The 20,015-nt window shown below is 68.6% G+C and carries 21 protein-coding genes; 11 read left to right on the top strand and 10 right to left on the bottom strand.

What is annotated here, in order from left to right; translation table 11 throughout:
• Nucleotides 1–30: 30 nt before the first annotated feature.
• A complete protein-coding gene (locus ACEN9N_RS12965) occupies nt 31–651 on the bottom strand; it encodes a UdgX family uracil-DNA binding protein (RefSeq protein ID WP_495656215.1) in 621 nt (206 codons plus the stop codon).
• Between the two features lie 227 nt (nt 652–878).
• On the opposite strand from ACEN9N_RS12965, the gene ACEN9N_RS12960 reads away from it, so the two are divergent.
• Nucleotides 879–1,502 carry a cysteine hydrolase family protein gene (locus ACEN9N_RS12960; protein WP_495656214.1) on the top strand — a complete coding sequence of 208 codons (624 nt, stop codon included), beginning with the start codon at nt 879–881 and terminating at the stop codon, nt 1,500–1,502.
• Here ACEN9N_RS12960 and ACEN9N_RS12955 read toward each other — a convergent pair.
• Complete coding sequence (locus tag ACEN9N_RS12955; protein ID WP_413312689.1) at nt 1,490–1,834, bottom strand: PRC-barrel domain-containing protein; 345 nt, start codon at nt 1,832–1,834, stop codon at nt 1,490–1,492. The two genes, ACEN9N_RS12960 and ACEN9N_RS12955, sit on opposite strands and share 13 nt — an antisense overlap.
• A 159-nt stretch (nt 1,835–1,993) precedes the next feature.
• Nucleotides 1,994–2,218 carry a hypothetical protein gene (locus ACEN9N_RS12950; RefSeq protein ID WP_495656213.1) on the bottom strand — a complete coding sequence of 75 codons (225 nt, stop codon included), beginning with the start codon at nt 2,216–2,218 and terminating at the stop codon, nt 1,994–1,996.
• A gap of 286 nt (nt 2,219–2,504) precedes the next feature.
• Between ACEN9N_RS12950 and ACEN9N_RS12945 the strand changes: the two genes are divergently transcribed.
• The 10 genes from ACEN9N_RS12945 (at nt 2,505) to ACEN9N_RS12900 (ending at nt 14,140) form a co-directional block, all read left to right on the top strand.
• On the top strand, nt 2,505–3,278 hold the full coding sequence (locus tag ACEN9N_RS12945; RefSeq protein ID WP_007832974.1) for an enoyl-CoA hydratase/isomerase family protein: 774 nt from the start codon (nt 2,505–2,507) through the stop codon (nt 3,276–3,278).
• A gap of 136 nt (nt 3,279–3,414) precedes the next feature.
• On the top strand, nt 3,415–4,056 hold the full coding sequence (locus ACEN9N_RS12940; RefSeq protein ID WP_007832976.1) for a TetR/AcrR family transcriptional regulator: 642 nt from the start codon (nt 3,415–3,417) through the stop codon (nt 4,054–4,056).
• 103 nt (nt 4,057–4,159) lie between these two features.
• Nucleotides 4,160–5,131, top strand: coding sequence for a Bug family tripartite tricarboxylate transporter substrate binding protein (locus ACEN9N_RS12935; RefSeq protein WP_478179271.1), 972 nt, complete (start codon nt 4,160–4,162; stop codon nt 5,129–5,131).
• A gap of 42 nt (nt 5,132–5,173) precedes the next feature.
• Nucleotides 5,174–6,373, top strand: coding sequence for an acyl-CoA dehydrogenase family protein (locus ACEN9N_RS12930; protein WP_495656212.1), 1,200 nt, complete (start codon nt 5,174–5,176; stop codon nt 6,371–6,373).
• Nucleotides 6,374–6,377: 4 nt separating this feature from the next.
• Nucleotides 6,378–7,478: an acyl-CoA dehydrogenase family protein gene (locus ACEN9N_RS12925; RefSeq protein ID WP_495656211.1), complete on the top strand. Its 1,101-nt coding sequence runs from the start codon at nt 6,378–6,380 to the stop codon at nt 7,476–7,478.
• A 10-nt stretch (nt 7,479–7,488) separates the two neighbouring features.
• Nucleotides 7,489–9,600 (top strand): acetate--CoA ligase family protein, encoded by a 2,112-nt coding sequence (locus tag ACEN9N_RS12920; protein ID WP_495656210.1) that lies wholly within the window; start codon nt 7,489–7,491, stop codon nt 9,598–9,600.
• Nucleotides 9,590–10,153: a nuclear transport factor 2 family protein gene (locus ACEN9N_RS12915; RefSeq protein ID WP_495656209.1), complete on the top strand. Its 564-nt coding sequence runs from the start codon at nt 9,590–9,592 to the stop codon at nt 10,151–10,153. The genes ACEN9N_RS12920 and ACEN9N_RS12915 overlap by 11 nt, the downstream gene beginning before the upstream one ends.
• A gap of 145 nt (nt 10,154–10,298) precedes the next feature.
• The gene (locus ACEN9N_RS12910; protein ID WP_495656208.1) at nt 10,299–11,507 is read left to right on the top strand and encodes a porin; all 1,209 of its coding nucleotides are present in this window, start codon (nt 10,299–10,301) and stop codon (nt 11,505–11,507) included.
• Nucleotides 11,508–11,580: 73 nt separating this feature from the next.
• Entirely contained in the window at nt 11,581–12,336 is a 756-nt protein-coding gene (locus ACEN9N_RS12905) for an IclR family transcriptional regulator (RefSeq protein WP_495656207.1), read from the top strand.
• Between the two features lie 130 nt (nt 12,337–12,466).
• Entirely contained in the window at nt 12,467–14,140 is a 1,674-nt protein-coding gene (locus ACEN9N_RS12900; RefSeq protein WP_413312704.1) for a flavin-containing monooxygenase, read from the top strand.
• A gap of 38 nt (nt 14,141–14,178) precedes the next feature.
• Here the strand turns inward: ACEN9N_RS12900 and ACEN9N_RS12895 are convergent, their stop codons facing one another.
• Genes ACEN9N_RS12895 through ACEN9N_RS12865 form a run of 7 tightly spaced genes read right to left on the bottom strand, consistent with a single transcriptional unit; the run spans nt 14,179 to nt 20,007 of the window.
• Nucleotides 14,179–14,970, bottom strand: coding sequence for an SDR family NAD(P)-dependent oxidoreductase (locus ACEN9N_RS12895; protein ID WP_413312706.1), 792 nt, complete (start codon nt 14,968–14,970; stop codon nt 14,179–14,181).
• A gap of 11 nt (nt 14,971–14,981) precedes the next feature.
• A complete protein-coding gene (locus tag ACEN9N_RS12890) occupies nt 14,982–15,938 on the bottom strand; it encodes a branched-chain amino acid ABC transporter permease (protein ID WP_413748870.1) in 957 nt (318 codons plus the stop codon).
• Nucleotides 15,939–15,949: 11 nt separating this feature from the next.
• Complete coding sequence (locus ACEN9N_RS12885; RefSeq protein ID WP_007833006.1) at nt 15,950–16,831, bottom strand: branched-chain amino acid ABC transporter permease; 882 nt, start codon at nt 16,829–16,831, stop codon at nt 15,950–15,952.
• A gap of 31 nt (nt 16,832–16,862) precedes the next feature.
• Nucleotides 16,863–17,591 (bottom strand): ABC transporter ATP-binding protein, encoded by a 729-nt coding sequence (locus ACEN9N_RS12880; RefSeq protein ID WP_495656206.1) that lies wholly within the window; start codon nt 17,589–17,591, stop codon nt 16,863–16,865.
• Entirely contained in the window at nt 17,584–18,333 is a 750-nt protein-coding gene (locus ACEN9N_RS12875) for an ABC transporter ATP-binding protein (protein ID WP_413312709.1), read from the bottom strand. The genes ACEN9N_RS12880 and ACEN9N_RS12875 overlap by 8 nt, the downstream gene beginning before the upstream one ends.
• A 20-nt stretch (nt 18,334–18,353) precedes the next feature.
• On the bottom strand, nt 18,354–19,106 hold the full coding sequence (locus ACEN9N_RS12870) for an SDR family NAD(P)-dependent oxidoreductase (protein ID WP_478179274.1): 753 nt from the start codon (nt 19,104–19,106) through the stop codon (nt 18,354–18,356).
• Between the two features lie 13 nt (nt 19,107–19,119).
• On the bottom strand, nt 19,120–20,007 hold the full coding sequence (locus ACEN9N_RS12865; RefSeq protein WP_495656205.1) for an SMP-30/gluconolactonase/LRE family protein: 888 nt from the start codon (nt 20,005–20,007) through the stop codon (nt 19,120–19,122).
• Nucleotides 20,008–20,015: the final 8 nt, after the last annotated feature.

Genomic DNA, 20,015 nt, shown 5'->3' with positions numbered 1-20,015 from the left:
GCGCGTGTGAGAAACGGCCCATCGCTCGTGTCAGTCCTTCGCCTTGCGCGGCAGCGCAATCCCCAGATCCTTCAGCCACGCCTGCCAGGCCTCGTCGCGCTGCCGGGGGTCGCCACGCAGCAATGCGGAGGGATGCAGGGTGACCAGCACGGGCCGCCCCGACGGGTCGCCGTGCCAGCGGCCGCGCTCCTTCGTCACCGCCACCTGCCGTCCGAGAAGTACGCGCGCTGCCGTGGCGCCCAGGGCGACGAGGGCAGGGGGGCGCACGAGATCGATCTCGTCCTGCAGCCAGTGATGGCAGGCTTCGGCCTCGCGCTGGGCCGGCGTCTTGTGCATGCGCCGCTTGCCGCGCAGCTCGTACTTGAAATGCTTGACCGCATTGGTCACATAGAGTTCTTCGCGCGTCCAGCCCAGTTCGTCCAACGCCCGGTCGAGGAGCTTGCCAGCCGGTCCGACGAAAGGCCGGCCCTGCACGTCCTCCTTGTCGCCGGGCTGCTCGCCGACCACCATGATGGCCGAGCGAACCCGGCCCTCGCCGCACACGGCCTGCGTGGCGCGCGCACCGAGGGGGCATTCGCGGCATCGGTCGGTCGCCTTCTTCAGCTCGAGCAGCGCCTCGCGCGTGCGTGCGACCGAAAGGCGCGTGGGCACGGCCGCTTCTCCTCTCGCGGTCGTGGCACTACGCTGGACAACGAGATCGCTGACGGTACTTTTCATCGGAAGACTCCGGGCTCGTGGTCGAGGGCAGGTGGAAAAGGCCGACGTTCTTCCGTGCGAAAGCGCGGGCCCGCCGCGCTGCGCCGCCATGCGATGTCGGACGAAGCCGCGAATGGCGCTGCCGCTGCGCACACGGGTGCTGCAAATGAAAAAATGGCCGCATGCCTTCCCGATCTGCCGCATCTCCAGGCGTGCTCGCCGACGAAAGCGCCGCGGGCCACACCGCGCTGCTGATCATCGACATGATCAGTTGCTGGGATTTCCCCGATGCGGAAAAGCTGCTCGTGCGCGCTGCGCGGATCGCGCGGCCCATCGCGGCGCTGAAGGTGCGGTGCCGCAAGGCCGGCGTGCCGGTGATCTACGCGAACGACAACCGGGGCCGCTGGCGCTCCGATTTCCGCGCACTGGTGGACCAGGCGCTGGCGCAGGGCGGCGCCGGTGCAGCGATCGCGAATGCGTTGAATCCCGACGCCGACGACTACTTCCTGCTCAAGCCCAAGCAGTCCGCGTTCTTCGGCACGCCGCTCGAACTGCTGCTGCAGCACCTGGACGCCGACCGCCTCATCCTTACGGGCGTGGCGAGCGACCAGTGCGTTCTCGTGACGGCGAGCGAGGCAGGAATGCGCGACCTCTCGGTGGTGGTGCCGCGCGATTGCGTGGCCTCCCAGTCGGCCCGGCGCAACGACATCGTGCTGCGGCAGCTGAAGGAGTTCCTGAAGCTGCCGATCACGTCCGGCGCGCGGATCCGCCTGGCGGGCCCGCGATCGCCGCGTCAGAAGCCGTAGTACTTGTTGATGGTGGCGCTGTACCGGTCGTCGTAGTCCGGCACCTGGTCGTCGGTGTAGCGCGGCGCCTTGTCGAGCATGGCCTTGTCCAGGGGCACCACGTAGCCGTCCTGCGAGGTGTCGTACTTGAGCATGCTCCAGGGAATGGGATAGCGGTCGGTGCCGATGCCGAGGAAACCGCCGAACTCCAGCACCGCATAGCGGACCTGGCCCGTGAGTTTGTCGATCATGAGGTCGTCGATCGAGCCGAGCTTGTCGCCCGATGTGTTGTAGACACTCGTCCCCTCGACGCGATCCGACGAGATCACGGTGGCAATGGAAGTGGCTGCCATGAATATCTCCTTGACGGCACTTCTGGGAAAGCGCCGGCGTTTGCTTGCAGAGCCCAGGGAGGAGGTGTCGCTCTGCGTGGGAGACGCGCGGATCGGTTGCAGCACCATCGCGCTGTAGGAGATTCCCCCATCCCCGACGGCCGGGGGTTTGCGCGGCAATTACTCCTGTGCGGCCGGTGCCCCGGATTCCTGCGGCGGCGCTTGCTGCGCCTGTTGCTGGCCTTGCGGCGTATCGGCCGAAGTGGTCTCCACGCGCGTGCCGTGGCTCCTGGGCACGATGCCTTTGACAAGGTGGCGGGGTACGTGGTGCGTCTTCACCAGCTGCGCGAGCATCTCGCTGCGCGCTGGCTCGCACGCCGGTAGAAACATGTGCAGTGCGCTCATGATGTCGTCCCCTAAATGCCAGGAGAGGAGAGCGGCCGGCCCGGCTGGAGGGCGCGGAGCCTCGGGTTCGAGGGTGACCTCTGGCGTGGTCGCCGGCATTATGAGCACCTGAATTCCGCGGCGCACATGCGGCCCCGCATCGGCCCCTCTGGCATAGATGGCTTCGGCGCGGCTGTCCCGACCGCGACCTGTCCTGGGCCGCGGCAGTTGCCAAAAGAGCGCGGTCTGCCCCAAAATAACTTACCGTGCGACAGGTAATATTTTCAAGGACACCCAAGGAGACATGATGACTTTCAATACGTTGCTGCTCGAGGTCAAGGACCGGATCGCGGTGCTCACGCTCAATCGCCCTCCCGTCAACGCCCAGAACGCCGAGCTGCGCAGCGAGCTGACGCAGGTGTTCGACGAGCTTTCCGATCGCGACGACGTCTCGGTCATCGTGCTCACCGGCAGTGGCAAGACTTTCTCGGCCGGCGCGGACATCCGCGAGCGGCCCAACCTCGGCGCCACGCCCGGCGCCTATGGCCGCCACAACCGCCTGGTGCGCGAGTCGTACTACGCGGTGGTGGAGTGCGCCAAGCCCGTCATCGCGGCCATCAACGGCCCGGCCATGGGCGCGGGCTTCGGCCTCGTGATGGCCTCCGACATCTGGGTGGCGTCGGAGGACGCCTTCGTCTCGATGCCCGAGATCAACGTCGGCCTGGCCGGCGGCGTGACCTTCCTGCAGGAGGTGTTCGGCCGCTCGCGCGCGCGGCGCATGTTCTACACAGGCATGAAGGTCACCGGCCAGGAGCTGTACCGCCTCGGCCTCGTGGAAGCCTGCCTGCCGGCCGACGAACTCATGCCCTACGCGATGGAGATCGCCGCCGAGATCGCCTCCAAGAGCCCGATCGCGCTGCGCCTGGCCAAGGAAGCGGCCCGCATGACGCAGGTGATGCCGTCGCGCGATGCCTACCGCTACGAGCAGGGCAACACGGTGGCGCTGTCGAAGACGGAAGACGCGAAGGAAGCGCAGCGCGCCTTCCTCGAGAAGCGCGCGCCCGTCTACACCGGACGCTGATGGCGCGCGGCACCGGGACCTTGCGCCGACATGGTGCGTGCTATTATTTTTTGATCGATTGCGGACCGATTGCATGGCTGTTCAGCCGCTACCCCCGCAAGCTCCCACGCCAAGAATTTCAAGAGGACCTTCGCCCATGGCAACCCAGTCCAACGTCGCCGAGGCGGCAGATCCGGAACGGGGCTCCAGGCGCAAGTCCGACGTGCGCCAGGAGCAGCTGACCGAAATCGCCTGCCGGCTCTTCGCCAAGAAGGGCTACGAAGGCACGTCGCTGCGCGACATCGCCGACGAAGCCAAGATCACCAAGGCTGCGCTCTACTATCACTTCCCCAACAAGGAAGCGCTGTACGAGCGCATCGTGCTGGAGTCGATGCAGGCGCTGGTGGACTCGGTGCGCGAGGCGATGTCCCGCGGCAAGAGTCCGCTGGACAAGGTGCGCCTGTTCATGGAGTCGTCCGCCGACTTCCTGGACCGCAGCCGCAATTCCTGGATCGCGGGCTCCAACGCGTTCTGGTCCGGCAGTGAGGGCGATCCGCGCGCAGGGGCCGTCTACCTGCGCGACGAATACGAGCACCTCTTGCGCGACTGCATCGCCGAGGCCATCGCCAAGGGGGAGGTGCGCAAGGTCGACCCCGCCATCGCGGGACGCATGCTGCTGTCGATGCTCAACCACATCTGCCGCTGGCATTCGCCCAAGGGCCGCCTGAGCACCCGCGAGGTGATCGAGCAGTACCTGGACATGGCCTTCGGCGGCCTGCGCGCGACACCAAAGCGCTGAACCTTGGCGACGCTGCGGCGCCCACGCGCGCAGCATCGCCTGGAAGGGTAAACCCGATTCGTAACTTACCGGCCGTTAAGTAAACTTTCTTCGAGATCCAGCGATGCAAGTCCTTCAACGATTCCTTCTCGCGATGTGCTGCGGCGCGCTTGCCGCGGTGCCGGCCATGGCCCTGGCATTTCCCGACAAGCCGGTGCAACTGATCGTTCCGTACGCGGCCGGCGGGCTGACCGACAACCTCGCACGCATCGTCGCCCCTGCACTGTCGGCGCGCTGGGGCCAGCCGGTGGTGATCGACAACCGCAACGGGGGAGGCACCTCCATCGGCACCGCCGCGGCCGCGCGTGCGCCGGGCGACGGCTACACGCTGCTGCTCACCGCCTTCGGCTACATCGGCAATCCGCTGCTGATGAAGAACCTGCCCTACGACCCCGCCGCGCTGGTGCCGGTCACCATCGTGGCCGACGCGCCGAGCGTGCTGTTCGTGTCGGCCAGGCTGCCGGTGAACACGGTGCCCGAGCTGATCGCCTATGCCAAGGCGCATCCCAAGGGGGTTGTGTTTGCGTCCTCCGGCAACGGATCGAGCCCGCACATCGCCGCCGAGCTGCTGGCCTCGCTGACGGGCATCGACATCGTGCACGTGCCTTACCGCGGCAACGGTCCTGCGCTGAACGACCTGCTGGGCGGCCAGGTGCAGGCCATGTTCGATTCGGCCGCCTCGATGTCCTACGTGCGCGCAGGCCGGCTCAAGGCGCTCGGCGTTGCCAGCGACGCGCCGGTGGCGCGGATGCCCGAGGTGGTGCCCATCGCGCGCTCGGGCGTGCCGCAGCTTGCGGGCTTCGCCGCGGGCGGCTGGTTCGGTTTCTTCCTGCCGAGCAAGACGCCCGCCGAGCTGCAGCAACGCATCTACGCCGACCTGCGCGCGGTGCTCGAGACGCCCGAGATGCGCGCGGCCCTCGAGCGCGCCGGCGTGGAGCCGCGCCTCATGACGCAACCGGAGTTCGCGGCCTACCTGCGCGCCGAGCACGACCGCTGGGCGCCGGTGATCCGCGAGCGCCGCATCCAGCTCGACTGAGCAAGACCCGATGACCGCCTTCGAAAAAAAGCACACCGACACATGACAACGCCAACACAGACCGATCCCTACGCCGCGTTTCGCGAGGAGCTGCGCCAGTTCGCCGCCGAGCAGTGCCCGGAAGAACTCAAGCGCTTCGTGCGCAGCAACCAGAAGATCACGCGCAACGAATACCGCATCTGGCAGGAGAAGCTGTTCGCCCGCGGCTGGGCCGCGCCCAACTGGCCCGTGGCCCACGGCGGCACCGGCTGGGACCTGCAGCAGCGCTACCTGTTCGAGGAGATCACCGCGCAGGCCGATTGCCCGCCGCAGTACCACCACGGCCTGGGCCACATCGGCCCGGTGATCCTGCACTTCGGCACCGAGGCGCAGAAGGCGCGCTTCCTGCCGCGCATCCTCGACGGCAGCGAGTGGTGGTGCCAGGGCTACTCGGAGCCCGGCGCCGGCTCCGACCTGGCCTCGCTCAAGACCTCCGCGCGCCGCGACGGCGACCACTACGTGCTCAACGGCCAGAAGATCTGGACCTCGCACGCGCAGGAGGCCGACATGATGTACACGCTGGTGCGCACCTCGAACGAGGGGCGCAAGCAGGCCGGCATCTCGCTGCTGCTGGTGCCGATGAACACGCCGGGCATCGAGGTGCGCCCGATTCCCACCATCGACCACTGGCACCACGTCAACGAGGTGTTCCTCAACGACGTGCGCGTGCCGTGCGAGAACCTGGTCGGCGCCGAAGGCGAGGGCTGGAGGTGCGCCAAGTTCCTGCTCGACCGCGAACGCCTGTCGCCAGCGACCGTGCCGCGGCTGGCGCGGCTCGCCGAGCAGGTCGAAGAGCTGCTGACGGCACGGCGCGACGGCAATGCCGCCAGCGCCGCCTCGCCCAGCTTCCACGTGCTGCTGGAGCGCCTCTATCTCGCGCAGGCCGGCGTGAAGGGCGCACGCGAGATGCTGCTGAGCGCCATCCAGGAGGAGATGCAGGGCACGCTCGCGGCCTCCAAGTCGTCGGCGCTGAAGCTCTACTGTTCGGAGCTGTCGCAGCAGATCATCGGCATCGCGTTCGACATCGCGGGCCCGGCGCACGCGGCGCGGCTGGTGGCTGCCACCGGCGTCGACGCGCAGCAGGATGTCGACCTGCAGCGCGAGCTCGTGCACACCTATCTTTTCTACCGCTCGCGCACCATCGCCGGCGGCACCAGCGAAGTTCAGAAGAACGTCATCGCGCGCGACCTTTTCGGAGCCTGAATCCATGCCATTCCACGCAGAGCCGATGTTCCCCGGCGACCTCTACGACACGACGCTGCGCGTTGCCGCCGCTGCCACCACGACCGCCGATGCCGATGCCCATGCATCGAGCGCAACCTGGCGCCAGTTCCTGGGCCTGGGCTGGCAGGCCGTGCTGGTGGCCGAAGCCAGCGGTGGTGCCGGCGCCTCGCTGGGCGACATCGCCGCCATCGCCGAGGCGGCCGGACGCCACGCGCTGGCCGCGCCACTGGTCGAGCGTTGCGCCGTGGTGCCCACGCTGCTGTCGCGCATCGGCGGCAACCCCGCCGCCGAAACGCTGCTGGGCGACATCGCGAGCGGCGAGGCCTCGGTCTGCCCGGTGCTGGCGCTCGACGACGCGGCCCCTGCCGCGCGCCTGCAAGGCGCACGCGTGGTGCTGCACGGCAGCCTGCGCGGCGCGGACCTCACCGAACCCGTGACGCACCTGCTGGTGCTCGTTGCGCTGGACGGCAAGGACGCGCTGGTGCTGCTGCCGCGCGCTGTGCTGGCAGGCGCCGCACGCAGCTACACGGGCATCGATGCACGCCACACCACCGACATCGACGTCGAGGGCCTCGCGCTGCCCGAGGCCGCCGTGCTGCTGAGCGGCGCCGCGGTTCGCCCGCTGGTGGACCACGCCAACGCGGTCGGCGCGCTGCTGTCGTGCGCGCAGATGGTCGGCGCCATCGGCGCGATGATCGAGCAGACCATCGAGTACCTCGGCACGCGCGAGCAGTTCGGCGTGGCGCTCGCCACCTTCCAGGCCCTGCGCCACAAGGTGGTCGAGATGTACGTGGCCTACGAGAATGTGCGCGGCATGGTGCGCCAGCAGGTGCTGGTGCTCGACGGCATGGGCTCGGCGTTGCCGGGGCGCGAGGTGCGGCGGGAACTGGCGCTGGTGAAGCTGTACCTCGCCTTCACAGGCCGCCAGGTCGCGGAGACTGCCATCCAGTTGCACGGCGGCATCGGCATGTCGCGCGAGCTGCCGGCGGCGCGGCTCGCCATGCATGCGCTGGCCTGCAGCCAGCGGTGGGGTGATCGTTTCAGCCAGCTCGACCGGCTCGCCGCCGATGCCGTGCTGCATTGAGGAGCTTGTGGTGCATTCGCTCGATTCGCTTTTCAATCCCTCTTCCGTGGCGCTGATCGGCGCTTCGTCCGACCCCGAACGCATCGGCGGACGACCGCTGCGCTTCATGCTCGAAGGCGGCTTCGAGGCGCCGCTCTACCCGGTCAACAAGAGCGGCGACACCATCCAGGGCCTGCCCGCCTTCGCCAGCGTGCTCGACATTCCGCACCCGGTCGACCAGGCCGTCATTGCCGTGCCGGTGGCCGGCGTGGAGGCGGCCGTGCGCGACAGCATCGGCAAGGGCGTGAAGGCGATCCAGGTGCTGACCGCCGGCTTTGCCGAAATCGACGCCGCGGGCCGTGCGCTGCAGGACCGCCTGGTGCAGATGTGCCGCGATGCCGGCGTGCGCATGGTGGGGCCGAACTCGCTCGGCCTGCTCAACGTGCCGACGCGCTTCTTCTCGACTTTCTCGACCGCGCTGAACGGCCTGAAGCCCGTGCCCGGGCCCATCGCGCTGGCCACGCAAAGCGGCGCCTTCGGCTCCGCGGCCTACGGCATGGCCTCGCTGCGCGGCCTGGGTTTCAGTAAGATCATCGCGACCGGCAACGAAGGCGACGTCGATGTGGCCGAGTGCATCGACTACCTCGTGGACGACGCCGACACGCGCGTCATCTGCGCCGCGCTGGAGTCGTGCCGCGACGGCGAGCGCCTGCGGCGCGCGCTGCTGAAGGCCGCGGCTGCCGGCAAGCCCGTGCTCATCATGAAAGTGGGCCGCACCGAGGTCGGCGCCGCCGCGGCTTCCACGCACACCGGTTCGCTGGCCGGCAACGACACGGTCTACGACACCATCTTCGCAGAGTGCGGCGCATGGCGGCCCGAATCGATCGAGGAGATGCTCGACATCGCCTACGCGTTCTCGGTCGCGCGGGCCCTGCCGCACAACGCCGGCATGGGCATCGTCACCGGCTCCGGCGGCATCGGCGTGCTGATGGCCGACGATGCCGGTGGGCGCGGCATGTCGCTGCCGCCGCTGCCCGAGGCCGCACGCCGTGCCGCGCTCGACCTGCTGCCGTTCGCGGTGGCGAGCAATCCGCTGGACATGACGGCGCAGGTCACCTCGGTGCCCAGCGGCGTGTCGCGCACGGTGGGTGTCATGCTGGACCACGCGGACTACGGCGCGGTGTTCGCCTACCTCGCTCACGTGGGCCTTTCGCCGGAGCGCTTCGCCTCGACGCAGGCGGAACTGATCGCGCAGCGCCAGCGGCATCCGGACCGGCTCATGGTGCTGGTGATGCTGTCGAAGCCCGAAGTCAACCGCGCGCTCGAACAGCACGGCATTCCGGTGTTCGAGGACCCGTCGCGCGCGGTGCGTGCGCTGGCCGCGCTCGCGCATATCCGTGCACGCCGCGAAACGCTTTACAAGCCCGTGCGGTGTGCGGCTGCTGAGCCGCTGCGCGGCGACGTGTCGACCGAGGACGGTGCCAAGCGCGCGCTGGCGCATGCGGGCCTGCCGGTATTGCCCGAGCGCCTGTGCCGCAGCGCCGCCGATGCGGCGGCTGCCGCGCGGACGCTGGGCTTTCCGGTGGTTGCGAAGATCGTCTCGCCCGACATTCCCCACAAGACCGAGGTCGGCGGCGTCATGCTGCGCCTGCAGGACGCGGCGGCGGTCGAGGCCGCGTACGACGAGTTGATGGCACGCGCCCGCAAGGCGCGGCCCGACGCGCGGCTCGAAGGCGTGCTGGTCGCGCCGATGCTGCAGGGCGGTGTCGAGGTGATCCTCGGCATCCACCGCGACCCGACCTTCGGGCCGATGGTGATGTACGGCTCGGGCGGCACGGCCGTCGAGCTCTTCAAGGACGTGGCCTTCGCCTCCGCGCCGTTGACGCCCGGGCGTGCCGCCGCGCTGATCGAGCGCGTGCGCTCCACGCAGCTGCTGCGCGGCTGGCGCGGCGGCCCGCGCTACGACGAGGCGGCGCTGGCCGACGCCCTGTGCCGCCTGTCCGACTTCGGCATCGCCCATGCCGACGAGCTCGAAAGCGTCGACATCAATCCCCTGGTGGTGCGCACCGACGGTGCCGCCTGCCTCGACGCGGTGATCGTGCTGCGCGGCACGGAAACGAAGGAGCATTCGCATGCAGACTGAAGGACGCCTGATCGCACTGGAGGCCCGGCTCGAGGCGCTGAGCGCGCGCGAGGCGATCCGCGCATGCCTCTATCGCTATTGCCGCGGCATCGACCGCTGCGACGAGGCCGCGCTGCGCTCGTCGTACTGGCCCGACGCCACCGATCGCCACGGCCCCTACAGCGGCAGCGCCAGCGGCTTCATCGATTGGGCGCTGGCAAAGCTCAAGGAGGGCGGCCGCGTGATCCACACGATCGGCAACATCGCGATCGAACTGCGTGGCGCCGAGGCCGCGGTGGAGAGCTACTTCCAGGCCTTCCAGACCGACACCGACGCGCAGGGCAAGCTGCGCGAGACCTTCCTGTGCGGCCGCTACATCGACCGCTTCGAGCGGCGCGGCGCGGGCGAATGGCGGGTGGCCGCGCGCACCGTGGCCTACGACTGGATCCGCGAGTCGGGAGCGCCCGCCGGCACCGAGGCCGAGCGCTTCGGCGTGCGCCAGCCGATCGGCGGGCGCGCGCCCGACGCCCCCAGGTACGCGCTCCTGGCGTCGCTGCCCCCGGCAACTACCTGACGAAACCTCCGTTCTCTTCGACTTCCGCCCCCGGCATTGCCGCAGGGCGGCTTTCTGCATGCCGGCCGACAACCACGCGTTGACGGCGGCCAGGCCCTTTGCAAGGCGGGCCTGCAACCAGAAATCCCATACGAGGAGACAAATCTTGTCGAGTTTCTTGAACACCCCGCGTCGCATGCCGCTCGCTGTGACGCTTTTTGCCACCGGCCTTTGTGGCGCATCGCCAGCGCTGGCCCAGCAGGCACAGAAGGAAGAGTTGCGCCAGATCGTGCAGCCGGCGGGCGGCATGGCGGCCTCGCCGTCCAGCCTCACGATGTACGGCCTGATCGACACGAGCCTGGCATCGGCCAGCAATGCCGGCGGACGGGTGAGACGGATGGACAGCGGCCACATGAACGGCTCGCGCCTCGGGTTCAAGGGCAGCGAAGACCTGGGTGACGGACTGCGCGCCAACTTCCTGCTGGAGATGGGCCTCAACTCCGACGCGGGAACGATGGGCCAGAACCAGGGCGCGGGCGCCAAGTCGTTCGGCCGCGGAGCGATCGTCGGCCTGTCGGGCTCGATGGGCGAGATCCGGCTCGGGCGCACCGTGGTGGCCATCGGCTCCGAGGTGCAGGCGGTGGGCGACGCCTTCGGCCTGGGCGGCGGCGGCAACCTGCAGGGCATCCAGCCGGCGCCGGGGCGGGTCAACAACACCATCTGGTACCAGTCGCCGAATTTCGGCGGATTCATCGCCAAGCTGTCCTACTCGCCGGGGGAGACCACCGTGACCAGCGGAACGGCGACCAGCTCCCGGTCCGGCGCGAGCACGGCCGCGTCGGTGTTCTACCTCAAGGGCGGGCTGAGCGCCGCCATCGGCTATTCCACCTACAGGCAACTGGCGGACGCGAGCACCCTGCATTGGTTCCATTCCGCCGCGGCCTACGACTTCGGTGCGGCCAAGCTGTTCGGCTCATACGCGACCTTCCGCAATCCGGGCGCTGCGGTCACGCCGGCCACGCATGCCGCCGCGGACAACAACCTCATGTTCGCGGGCTTTCCGCTGGTGGGCTACTACAGCGGGCAGGACGACCGCAGCGCGTCGATCGGCATCGCCGTGCCCTTTGGCGTGAGCACCGTGCTCGCACAGGTGGTGCGTGTGGATGACAAGGGGCCGTTGAACCGCGACGCCACGCAGTTCGGCATCGCCTACATCTACGCGCTGTCGAAGCGCACCAGCCTGTACGCCGACTACGGCCGCATCCGCAACCGCAACGGCGCGGCGTATGCGGTGACGGGCGCCACCTCCCAGGCCGGGCTGGACCGCGGCGGCAACAGCCACGCCACCCACGTCGGGGTGCGCGTGGCGTTCTAGCCTATGGTTCACCCGGTGGAGGACACGCATGTACGACAACTACCATCGCATGCGTGATTTCTGAAGGACATCGATGCCCATCGGCACAGTCAAATCGGCCACGCGGGTGCTTCAGGTGCTGGAGCATTTCGCGCAGGTGCGCACACCCCTGGCCCTCAAGCAGATCAGCGACGCGCTGGGGTATCCGCAGTCCAGCACCACGGTGCTGCTGAAGAACCTCATCGCACTGGGCTACCTCAACTACAACCGCGCCGATCGCGTGTACTTCCCCACGCCGCGCGTGGCCTCGCTGGGCGACTGGGTCACGCAGGCGCTGTTCGGGCAAGGCCGCGTCGTCGAGGTGATGCGCGACCTGCACAGCGCCACGGGCGAGACGGTGTCGATCTGCATGCTCAACGACATCTACCTGCAGTACATCCGCGTGATCCAGTCGACGCACCAGCTGCGCTTTCACACCGACGAGGGAAGCATGCGGCCGCTCACACTGTCGGCGATGGGGTGGCTGCTGCTGACCGACCGCTCCGATGCCGAGATCGAGAAGCTCGTGCGCCGCGCCAACATCGCCACGCCGCGCAAGGAAGACCGCGTGCCGCTGGAAGTCGTTGCGGCGCAGGTGGCCGATGCGCGCGAGCGCAAGTCGATCTACATGGAGAACATGCCGCTGCTCGGCGGCGCCACCGTCGGCGTGGTGCTGCCTTGCCTGGTGCAGGGGCGCATCGCGGTGCTGGGCATGGGCGGGACCATCGAGCGCATGCGCCCGCATCGTGCGCGCTACACCGCACTCATGCGAAGGCTCGTGCAGCAGCTGGAAGAAGACGGGACCGCATAGGGCGCGGAAATCACGGATGTAATGTTGTTCAGCGCCAGTGTGATTTTCTTGATGGGCTTCCCCACGGTGGGCATCATTTCCCTTGCACGCAAACCTGCCCGCCGTGGCTGGAATCAACAAGGAGACACACATGACCGCCGAACCCATCAACCTGCATCCATCCCACCATCCATTGAACCCGCAGACCGGCGCCAGGCGCGTCGACGTGGTCGTGGTCGGCGCCGGTTTCGGCGGCATGTACGCCACGTACCGCTTCCGCGAAATGGGCTTCAGGGTGCAGGGCTTCGAAGCGGGCGGCGACGTCGGCGGTGTCTGGTACTGGAACCGCTACCCCGGTGCGCGCGTCGACCTGCCGAGCATCGACTACAGCTTTTCGTTCTCTCCCGAGATCGAGCAGGAGTGGACGTGGTCGGAGCAGTTCGCGGCCCAGCCTGAATTGCTGAAGTACATCAACTTCGTGGCCGACAGGCTCGACCTGCGCCGGCACATCCAGTTCAAGACGCGCGTGACCCGCGCGGTGTGGGACGAGGCGCGCAAGCTGTGGACCGTGACGACCGATCGCGGCGACACCTACGAGGCCACGTACTGCATCATGGCGACCGGCCCCTTGTCGATTCCCAAGGACCCCGAGATTCCCGGCATCGACCGCTTCAAGGGCCAGCTGCTGCGCGCCGCCAAGTGGCCGCACCAACCCGTCGGTTTCGCGGGCAAGCGCGTGGGCGTCATCGGCACCGGATCGACGGGCATCCAGATCGTGCAGGAAGTGGGCAAGGAAGCCGGCGAGCTTTTCGTGTTCCAGCGCACGCCCAGCTTCACCATGCCGATGCGCAACGAAGTACTAGAGCCCGACTATGTGGCCGAGGTCAAGCGCAACTACGCCAGCATTCGCGAATCGGCCCGCAACAGCGCGGTGGGCGGCGTGCGCCCGCAGTCCACGCGGGCCTTCTTCAGCGTGACGCCCAGGCAGCGCCAGCAGCTGCTCGAAGACGCCTGGAAGAACGGCGGGCTTGCGATGCTCGGCACCTTCTCGGACCTGCTGGCCAACCCGGAAGCCAACGAGCACGTGGCCGAATTCGTGCGCGGCAAGATCGGCGAGACCGTGAAGGACCCGGTAACGGCCGAGAAGCTGAAGCCGCGCGGCTACCCCATCTTCGCGCGCCGCCCCTGCCTGGACAGCAGCTACTACGAGACCTTCAACCGGCCCAACGTCCACCTGAAGGATTGCATCGCCGACCCGATCGTGGAGATCACCGAGCGTGGCGTGAAGACGCAGGCCGGCGAGGTCGAGCTCGACATGCTCATCTTCGCCACCGGCTACGACGGCCTCACGGGCGCGCTGCTGGCCTTCGACATCGTCGGGCGCGACGGGCGCACGATGAACGAGAAGTGGAAGGACGGCGCGCGTTCCCACCTGGGCCTGATGATGGAAGGCTTTCCGAACCTGTTCATGACCACCGGACCGAACGGCCCGGCCGCGCTCGCCAACATCATCCGCATCAGCGAGCACGACGTCGACTGGATCGCGGCGGCCATGACGCACATGGAAGAGAACGGCCTGTCGACCATCGAGCCGACCGCGCAGGCCGAGCAAGCCTGGATGGACCTTGTCTACGCGCTCTCGCAGCGCACACTGCTGACCAAGGCCAAGACCTGGTACGTCGGCGCGAACGTGAAGGACAAGCCGCAAGGGCTCACGCTCTTCACGGGCGGCTTCCTGAAGTACCGGGAGCATTGCGCCGCGGCGGCGCAGGGCGGTTATCGCGACTTCGTGTTCGAACGCGCGCAGCAGGCACTAGCGGCCTGATGCCAAGGCGTGGACCCGCTGTTGCGGGTCCCGGGGCCTTACACGGCCAGCGTGCCGCCGTCCACCGGCAAGGTGACGCCGTTGACGAAACTCGCCAGCCCGGAGGCCAGGAACACCGCGGGCCCCGCGAGCTCGTGCGGCTGGCCCAGCCGGCCGGCCGGAATGCGCTGCATGAATCGGCCCAGCCGCGCCGGATCGGCGCGCGTGGCTTCGGTCATGGGCGTTTCGATCACGCCGGGCGCGAGCGCGTTGACGCGGATGCCGTCCGGCGCAAGGTCGAGCGCCAGCGTCTGCGTGAACATCTTCACCGCCGCCTTGGAGGCCGAATAACCCAGCGCGCCGCCCTGGGCGATGAACGCGGCCCCCGAGGCCACGTTGAGGATGCAGCCCCGCGTGCGCCGCAAGGCCGGCAGCCACGCATGCACGGTGTTGAATACGCCGAACAGGTTCACGTCCATCGTGCGGTGCAGGTTCTCCTGCGCACGCGGGCTGTCGATGCCTTCGCGGATGATCACGCCGGCGTTGTTGACCAGCGTGTCGATGTCGCCCGCGGTGTCGTGCACCGCCTCGGCCAGCGCGACGCAGGCCTGGGCATCGGACACATCGAGCGCGTAGGCCCAGCCCTCGACGCCGGCGGCGCGCACGGCCGCCAGTGTTTCGGCGCAGCGATCGCTGCTCAGGTCGGTCACGACGACGCGCGCGCCCGCCTGGGCATAGGCCGTTGCGATGGCGCGGCCGATGCCGCTGGCGGCGCCGGTCACCAGCGCCAGCCGGCCGGAAAGCAGGCCGGGCGTGGCCGGCCAGGTGGAGGGAAGGTCGTGGGCTGCCATGGGCATGCTCCTCAGGAAGCCGCGGCGCGGCGCTGCCGGCGCGCGGCGAGATGCGAATGGAACTGGCCGACGATGCCCTTGCGGAACAGCATGACGACCAGCACGAAGACGACGCCCTGGATGATCAGCACCCATTCGGCGAACGAGGCGAGGTAGTTCTCCATCGACACGATGACGATCGAGCCGACGACCGGCCCGAGCAGCGTGTGCATGCCGCCGACGATGCAAATCAGCAGCGCCTCGCCCGAGGTGGCCCAGTGCACGTCGGTCAGCGAGGCGAGCTGGAAGACCAGCACCTTGAGCGAACCGGCCAGCCCCGCCAGCCCGGCCGACAGCACGAAGGCCAGCAGCTTGTAGCGGTTGACGCGGTAGCCCAGCGACTGGGCGCGCGGTTCGTTGTCGCGGATGGCGCGCAGGATCTGGCCGAAGGGCGAATGCACCACGCGGTAGATCAGCCAGAAGCCGAACACGATCAGCGCCGCGACGAAGTAGTAGAGCACCAAGGTGTTCTGCAGCGAGAACAGGCCCAGCACCATCGGGCGCGGGATCTCCTGGATGCCGTCTTCCCCGCCGGTGAAGGGCATGCGCAGCGCAATGAAGTACACCAACTGCGCGAAGGCCAGCGTGATCATCGAGAAGTAGATGCCCTGGCGGCGAATGGCCAGCAGGCCCGTGACCAGCCCGACGAGCGCCGCCGTGGCCACGCCCGCGAGGATGCCCGCCATGCCGTCCCAGCCCCAGACCTTGACCGCGTGCGCCGTGACGTAGCCCGCGGTGCCGTAGAACATGGCGTGGCCGAAGGACAGCAGGCCCACATAGCCCACCAGCAGGTTGACCGAGGCGGCGAGCAGCGCGAAGCACATCAGCTTCATGAGGAACATCGGATAGACCGCGAAGGGCGCGATGGCGAGCGCCGCCAGGGCGGCTGCCAGCAATGCAATGTTCGTGCGGCGGTGGAGAGCGTCCATGTCGGCTTTCTTCAGTAGGCGCGGCCGAACAGGCCGTGGGGGCGGACCGCGAGGACCAGGATCATCACGACGAAGATGACGACGCCGGCACCGTCCGGATAGAAGATCTTGGTGAGCCCTTCGATCGCGCCGAGGCCGAAGCCCGTGACGATCGAGCCGAGGATCGAGCCCATGCCGCCGATCACCACCACCGCGAACACCACGATGATCAGGTTCGAACCCATCAGCGGGCTCACCTGGTAGATGGGCGCGGCCATCACGCCGCTGAGGCCGGCCAGGCCCACGCCGAGGCCGTAGGTCAGCATCAGCATGCGCGGCACGTTGATGCCGAAGGTGCGCACCAGCGGTGCGTTCTCGTTGGCGGCGCGCAGGTAGGCGCCGAGCTTCGTCTTCTCGATGAAGAACCAGGTGCCCATGCACACTGCCAGCGCGGCCACGATGACCCACACGCGGTACATCGGCAGGAAGGTGACGCCCACGTCCAGGCCGCCCGACAGCGGGTTGGGGTAGGGCTGACCGCTCACGCCGAACTGCAGGCGGAACGCGCCCTCCATGAGCAAGGCGACGCCGAAGGTCAGCAGCAGCGCGTAGACATGGTCCAGCGTGTACAGGCGCCGCAGCATCCAGCGCTCGAACAGCAGCCCGAAGGCCGCCACCACCAGCGGCGCGATGACGATCGCGCCCCAGTAGCCGATGCCCAGGTACTCCAGCAGCCCCCAGGTGACGAAGGCGCCCAGCATGTACTGCGCGCCGTGCGCGAAGTTCACCACGCGCAGCAGCCCGAAGATGATCGACAGCCCCAGGCTCATCAGCGCGTAGAAGGCGCCGTTGATGAGTCCGACCATCAGCTGCCCGATCAGTGCCGCCGGGGGAATTCCGAGTAGCCCGTCCATCTTGTGGTGTGTCCTGCGTTGGTTGCTTTGCTCAGAGCCCCAGCAGGGACTCGATGCGGCTGCGCTGGGCGTCCAGCTCGTCGCGGCGGAAGTGCGCCGCGACCTGGCCTTCCTCGATCACGTAGAAGCGATCGGCCAGGGTGGATGCGAAGCGGAAGTTCTGCTCCACCATCAGCACGGTGAAGCCGCGCTCGCGCAGCATGCCGATGGTCTGGCCGATGCGCTCGACGATCACGGGCGCGAGGCCTTCGGTCGGCTCGTCGAGCAGCAGCAGCCGCGCGCCGGTGCGCAGGATGCGTGCGATGGCCAGCATCTGCTGCTCGCCGCCCGACAGCCGCGTGCCTGGGCTGTGGCGGCGCTGCAGCAGGTTGGGGAACAGCGTGTAGATCTCGTCCACGCTCAGGCCGCCCGGGCGCAGCACCGGCGGCAGCATCAGGTTCTCTTGCGTCGTGAGGCTGGCGAAGATGCCGCGCTCCTCGGGGCAGTAGGCCAGCCCGAGCCGCGCAATGGCTTCGGGCTGCAGGCCGATGGACGGGGTCGAGCCGATGCGGATCTGTCCTTCGTGCCGCCCGAGCAGGCCCATGATGGCGCGCAGCGTGGTGGTCTTGCCGGCGCCGTTGCGCCCGAGCAGGCAGACCACTTCGCCTTCATGCACTTCCAGGTCGATGCCCTGCAGCGCCAGTGTTTCGCCGTACCAGCCGCGCAGGCCGTCCACGCGCAGCATGGCGGTGGTGGCCGCCGCTTCCAGGGTCTCAGGCATGCGCGCCCCCCACATAGGCTTCGATCACGCGGGCGTCGCGCGACACCTCGTCGTAACTGCCTTCGGCCAGCACCTGGCCGGCCTGCAGCACGGTCACGCGGTCGCACAGCGCCTCGATGACCTTCATGTTGTGCTCGACCATCAGCACGGTGCGGCCCTTGGCCGCATCGCGGATCAGCTCGACCACGGGGCCGATGTCCTCGTGGCCGAGGCCGGCCATGGGCTCGTCGAGCAGGATCATCTCGGGGTCCATCGCGATGGTGGTGGCGAGCTCCAGTGCGCGCTTGCGGCCATAGGGCAGTTCGCCGGCCATCGTGTCGCGCCAGTGCGCGAGGCCCACGCGCTCCAACAGTTCCATGGCGCGCGCGTCCAGGCTGCGCAGCACGCGCACGTTGCGCCAGAAGGCGAAGCTGCCGCCGGCCTTCTTCTGCAGCGCGACGCGCACGTTCTCCAGCACCGTCATCTGGCCGAACACGGCCGAGATCTGGAACGAGCGCACCAGGCCGGCCATGGCCACCGAGGCCGGGTCGCTGCGAGAGATGTCGCGGCCGTTGAAGGTCACGCGCCCGGCGCTGGGCCGCAGGAAGGTGGTCAGCAGGTTGAAGCAGGTGGTCTTGCCCGCGCCATTGGGGCCGATCAGCGCATGTACGGAATGCCGGCGCACGCGCAGGTCGACGTTCTTCACGGCGAAGAAGCCGCTGAACTGCCGGCTGAGCTGGTGCGCTTCGAGGATGGTGTCCATGGCGTGGGCGGGCCCGGTGTTCAGAGAAAGGCGTGCGTCACGCCGCCGTCGACCAGCAGCGATTCACCGGTGATGAAGCTGCTGTCGGACGAGGCGAGGAAGCAGGCGGCCTTGGCCACGTCGTCCACCGCGCCGAGCCGCTTCATCGGCGTCTTGGCCAGGCGGATCTTGGTCTTCTCGGGTGTCAGGTTGATCTTCACGCCTTCGGTCTCGATCGAGCCCGGGCAGATCGCGTTGACGCGGATGCCGCGCGGCCCGAGGTCGACCGCTGCCGAGCGCGTGAGGCCCAGCACGCCCGCCTTCACGCCGCAGTACAGCATGCCCTCGGGCAGGCCGAGGTAGGCCGCCGACGAGGCGATGTTGACGATGCTGCCGCCTTCGCCCATGGCCTCGGCCGCGACCTGGATGCCCCAGGCCACCGAGTTGAAGCCGGTGCCGACCATGCGCTCGAGCATCTCGGGCGTGATGGCCTCGATGGGGCCGTAGCGCACCCAGATCGCGTTGTTGACCAGGATGTCGAAGCGGCCGAACTGCTGCTTCAGCGCCGGAATGGACTGGGCGAAGGTGTCGCGGCGCGCCACGTCGCCACCGAAGGCCACGGCGTGGCCGCCTTGGGCCTTGATGGATTCGGCGGCTTCGCGCGCCAGGTCTTCCTGCCGGTCGAGCACGCCCACCACGGCGCCTTCGGCCGCCAGGGCTTCCGAGATGGCGCGGCCGATGCCGCGTGCACCGCCGGTGACCAGCGCCACCTTGCCTTCGAAACGTCGAGCCATGTTGTCTGCCTTGTCAGATGAGGGGAGGGAGGTCGGCGAAGCGGGACTCCTCGAGCCCGCGGACGCCGACACCATGGATGGCGAACACCGCGCCCGCGTCCGGATGGTCGCTGCGCAGCAGGTTGCCGCTGTTGCTGATCGACGTGAGGTAGATCACGTCGAGCGCGGGGCCGCCGAAGCAGGGGCAGGAGACGTAGGTCACCGGCAGCTGGATGGTGCGCTCGAGCCGGCCTTCGGACGTGAAGCGCGCGAGCTGGCCGGCCTGCACCAGCGCCACCCACAGGTGGCCTTCGGCATCGACGGTGGCGCCGTCGGGCACCGAGCCGAGTGCCTGGGTATCGACCAGCACTTCGCTCGCGCCGGCTGCGCCGGTGGCCGTGTCGTAGGGATAGCGGCGGATCTGGTGCGTGTGGCTGTCCGCGAAGTAGAGCCAGCGGCCGTCCGGGCTGAAGCAGGTGGCATTGGCAACCGCGATGCCGGTGTCCAGCGTCTTCACTGCCCCGCCGGCCGTCAATTGGTAAAGCGCGCCTTCGGGCTCGGCGCGGCCCAGGGTCATCGAGCCGACGACGAAGCGGCCGGCGCGGTCGGTGCGGCCGTCGTTCAGGCGCATGCGATCGGCCGCATGCGTGACGCCCGCGTCCATGGGCACGATCGCGCCATTGTCGGGGTCGAGCAGCCAGAAGTCGTGTTCCAGCGCCAGCAGCAGGCGGCCGCTCTCGCACAGCGCGATCGAGCCGATGTGCTGCGGCGCATGCCACTCGGCGCTGGCGCCGGTGGCGGGCGTGTGGCGGCGCACGAGCTGGGCCCGGCCGTCTATCCAGTAGAGCGACTGGCTGCGCGCGTCCCACAGCGGGCATTCGCCGAGCAGGTCGCGCCGGGGCTCGAGGATGTCGATCTGCATGCCCACCG

This window comes from Variovorax sp. Varisp46, from assembly GCF_059491885.1.
Note: the sequence above shows the minus strand (reverse complement) of the source record. Positions and strands in the feature narration are given on the sequence as shown.

What these genes read in the sequence shown, in the direction of transcription:
- ACEN9N_RS12950 (WP_495656213.1), bottom strand. Translation starts at nt 2,218, where the DNA reads ATGAGCGCACTGCACATGTTTCTACCGGCGTGCGAGCCAGCGCGCAGC.
- ACEN9N_RS12895 (WP_413312706.1), bottom strand. Translation starts at nt 14,970, where the DNA reads ATGGCAGCCCACGACCTTCCCTCCACCTGGCCGGCCACGCCCGGCCTG.
- ACEN9N_RS12930 (WP_495656212.1), top strand. Translation starts at nt 5,174, where the DNA reads ATGACAACGCCAACACAGACCGATCCCTACGCCGCGTTTCGCGAGGAG.
- ACEN9N_RS12875 (WP_413312709.1), bottom strand. Translation starts at nt 18,333, where the DNA reads ATGGACACCATCCTCGAAGCGCACCAGCTCAGCCGGCAGTTCAGCGGC.
- ACEN9N_RS12905 (WP_495656207.1), top strand. Translation starts at nt 11,581, where the DNA reads ATGCCCATCGGCACAGTCAAATCGGCCACGCGGGTGCTTCAGGTGCTG.
- ACEN9N_RS12940 (WP_007832976.1), top strand. Translation starts at nt 3,415, where the DNA reads ATGGCAACCCAGTCCAACGTCGCCGAGGCGGCAGATCCGGAACGGGGC.
- ACEN9N_RS12955 (WP_413312689.1), bottom strand. Translation starts at nt 1,834, where the DNA reads ATGGCAGCCACTTCCATTGCCACCGTGATCTCGTCGGATCGCGTCGAG.
- ACEN9N_RS12915 (WP_495656209.1), top strand. Translation starts at nt 9,590, where the DNA reads ATGCAGACTGAAGGACGCCTGATCGCACTGGAGGCCCGGCTCGAGGCG.
- ACEN9N_RS12865 (WP_495656205.1), bottom strand. Translation starts at nt 20,007, where the DNA reads ATGCAGATCGACATCCTCGAGCCCCGGCGCGACCTGCTCGGCGAATGC.
- ACEN9N_RS12885 (WP_007833006.1), bottom strand. Translation starts at nt 16,831, where the DNA reads ATGGACGGGCTACTCGGAATTCCCCCGGCGGCACTGATCGGGCAGCTG.
- ACEN9N_RS12880 (WP_495656206.1), bottom strand. Translation starts at nt 17,591, where the DNA reads ATGCCTGAGACCCTGGAAGCGGCGGCCACCACCGCCATGCTGCGCGTG.
- ACEN9N_RS12935 (WP_478179271.1), top strand. Translation starts at nt 4,160, where the DNA reads ATGCAAGTCCTTCAACGATTCCTTCTCGCGATGTGCTGCGGCGCGCTT.
- ACEN9N_RS12945 (WP_007832974.1), top strand. Translation starts at nt 2,505, where the DNA reads ATGACTTTCAATACGTTGCTGCTCGAGGTCAAGGACCGGATCGCGGTG.
- ACEN9N_RS12870 (WP_478179274.1), bottom strand. Translation starts at nt 19,106, where the DNA reads ATGGCTCGACGTTTCGAAGGCAAGGTGGCGCTGGTCACCGGCGGTGCA.
- ACEN9N_RS12960 (WP_495656214.1), top strand. Translation starts at nt 879, where the DNA reads ATGCCTTCCCGATCTGCCGCATCTCCAGGCGTGCTCGCCGACGAAAGC.
- ACEN9N_RS12890 (WP_413748870.1), bottom strand. Translation starts at nt 15,938, where the DNA reads ATGGACGCTCTCCACCGCCGCACGAACATTGCATTGCTGGCAGCCGCC.
- ACEN9N_RS12900 (WP_413312704.1), top strand. Translation starts at nt 12,467, where the DNA reads ATGACCGCCGAACCCATCAACCTGCATCCATCCCACCATCCATTGAAC.
- ACEN9N_RS12925 (WP_495656211.1), top strand. Translation starts at nt 6,378, where the DNA reads ATGCCATTCCACGCAGAGCCGATGTTCCCCGGCGACCTCTACGACACG.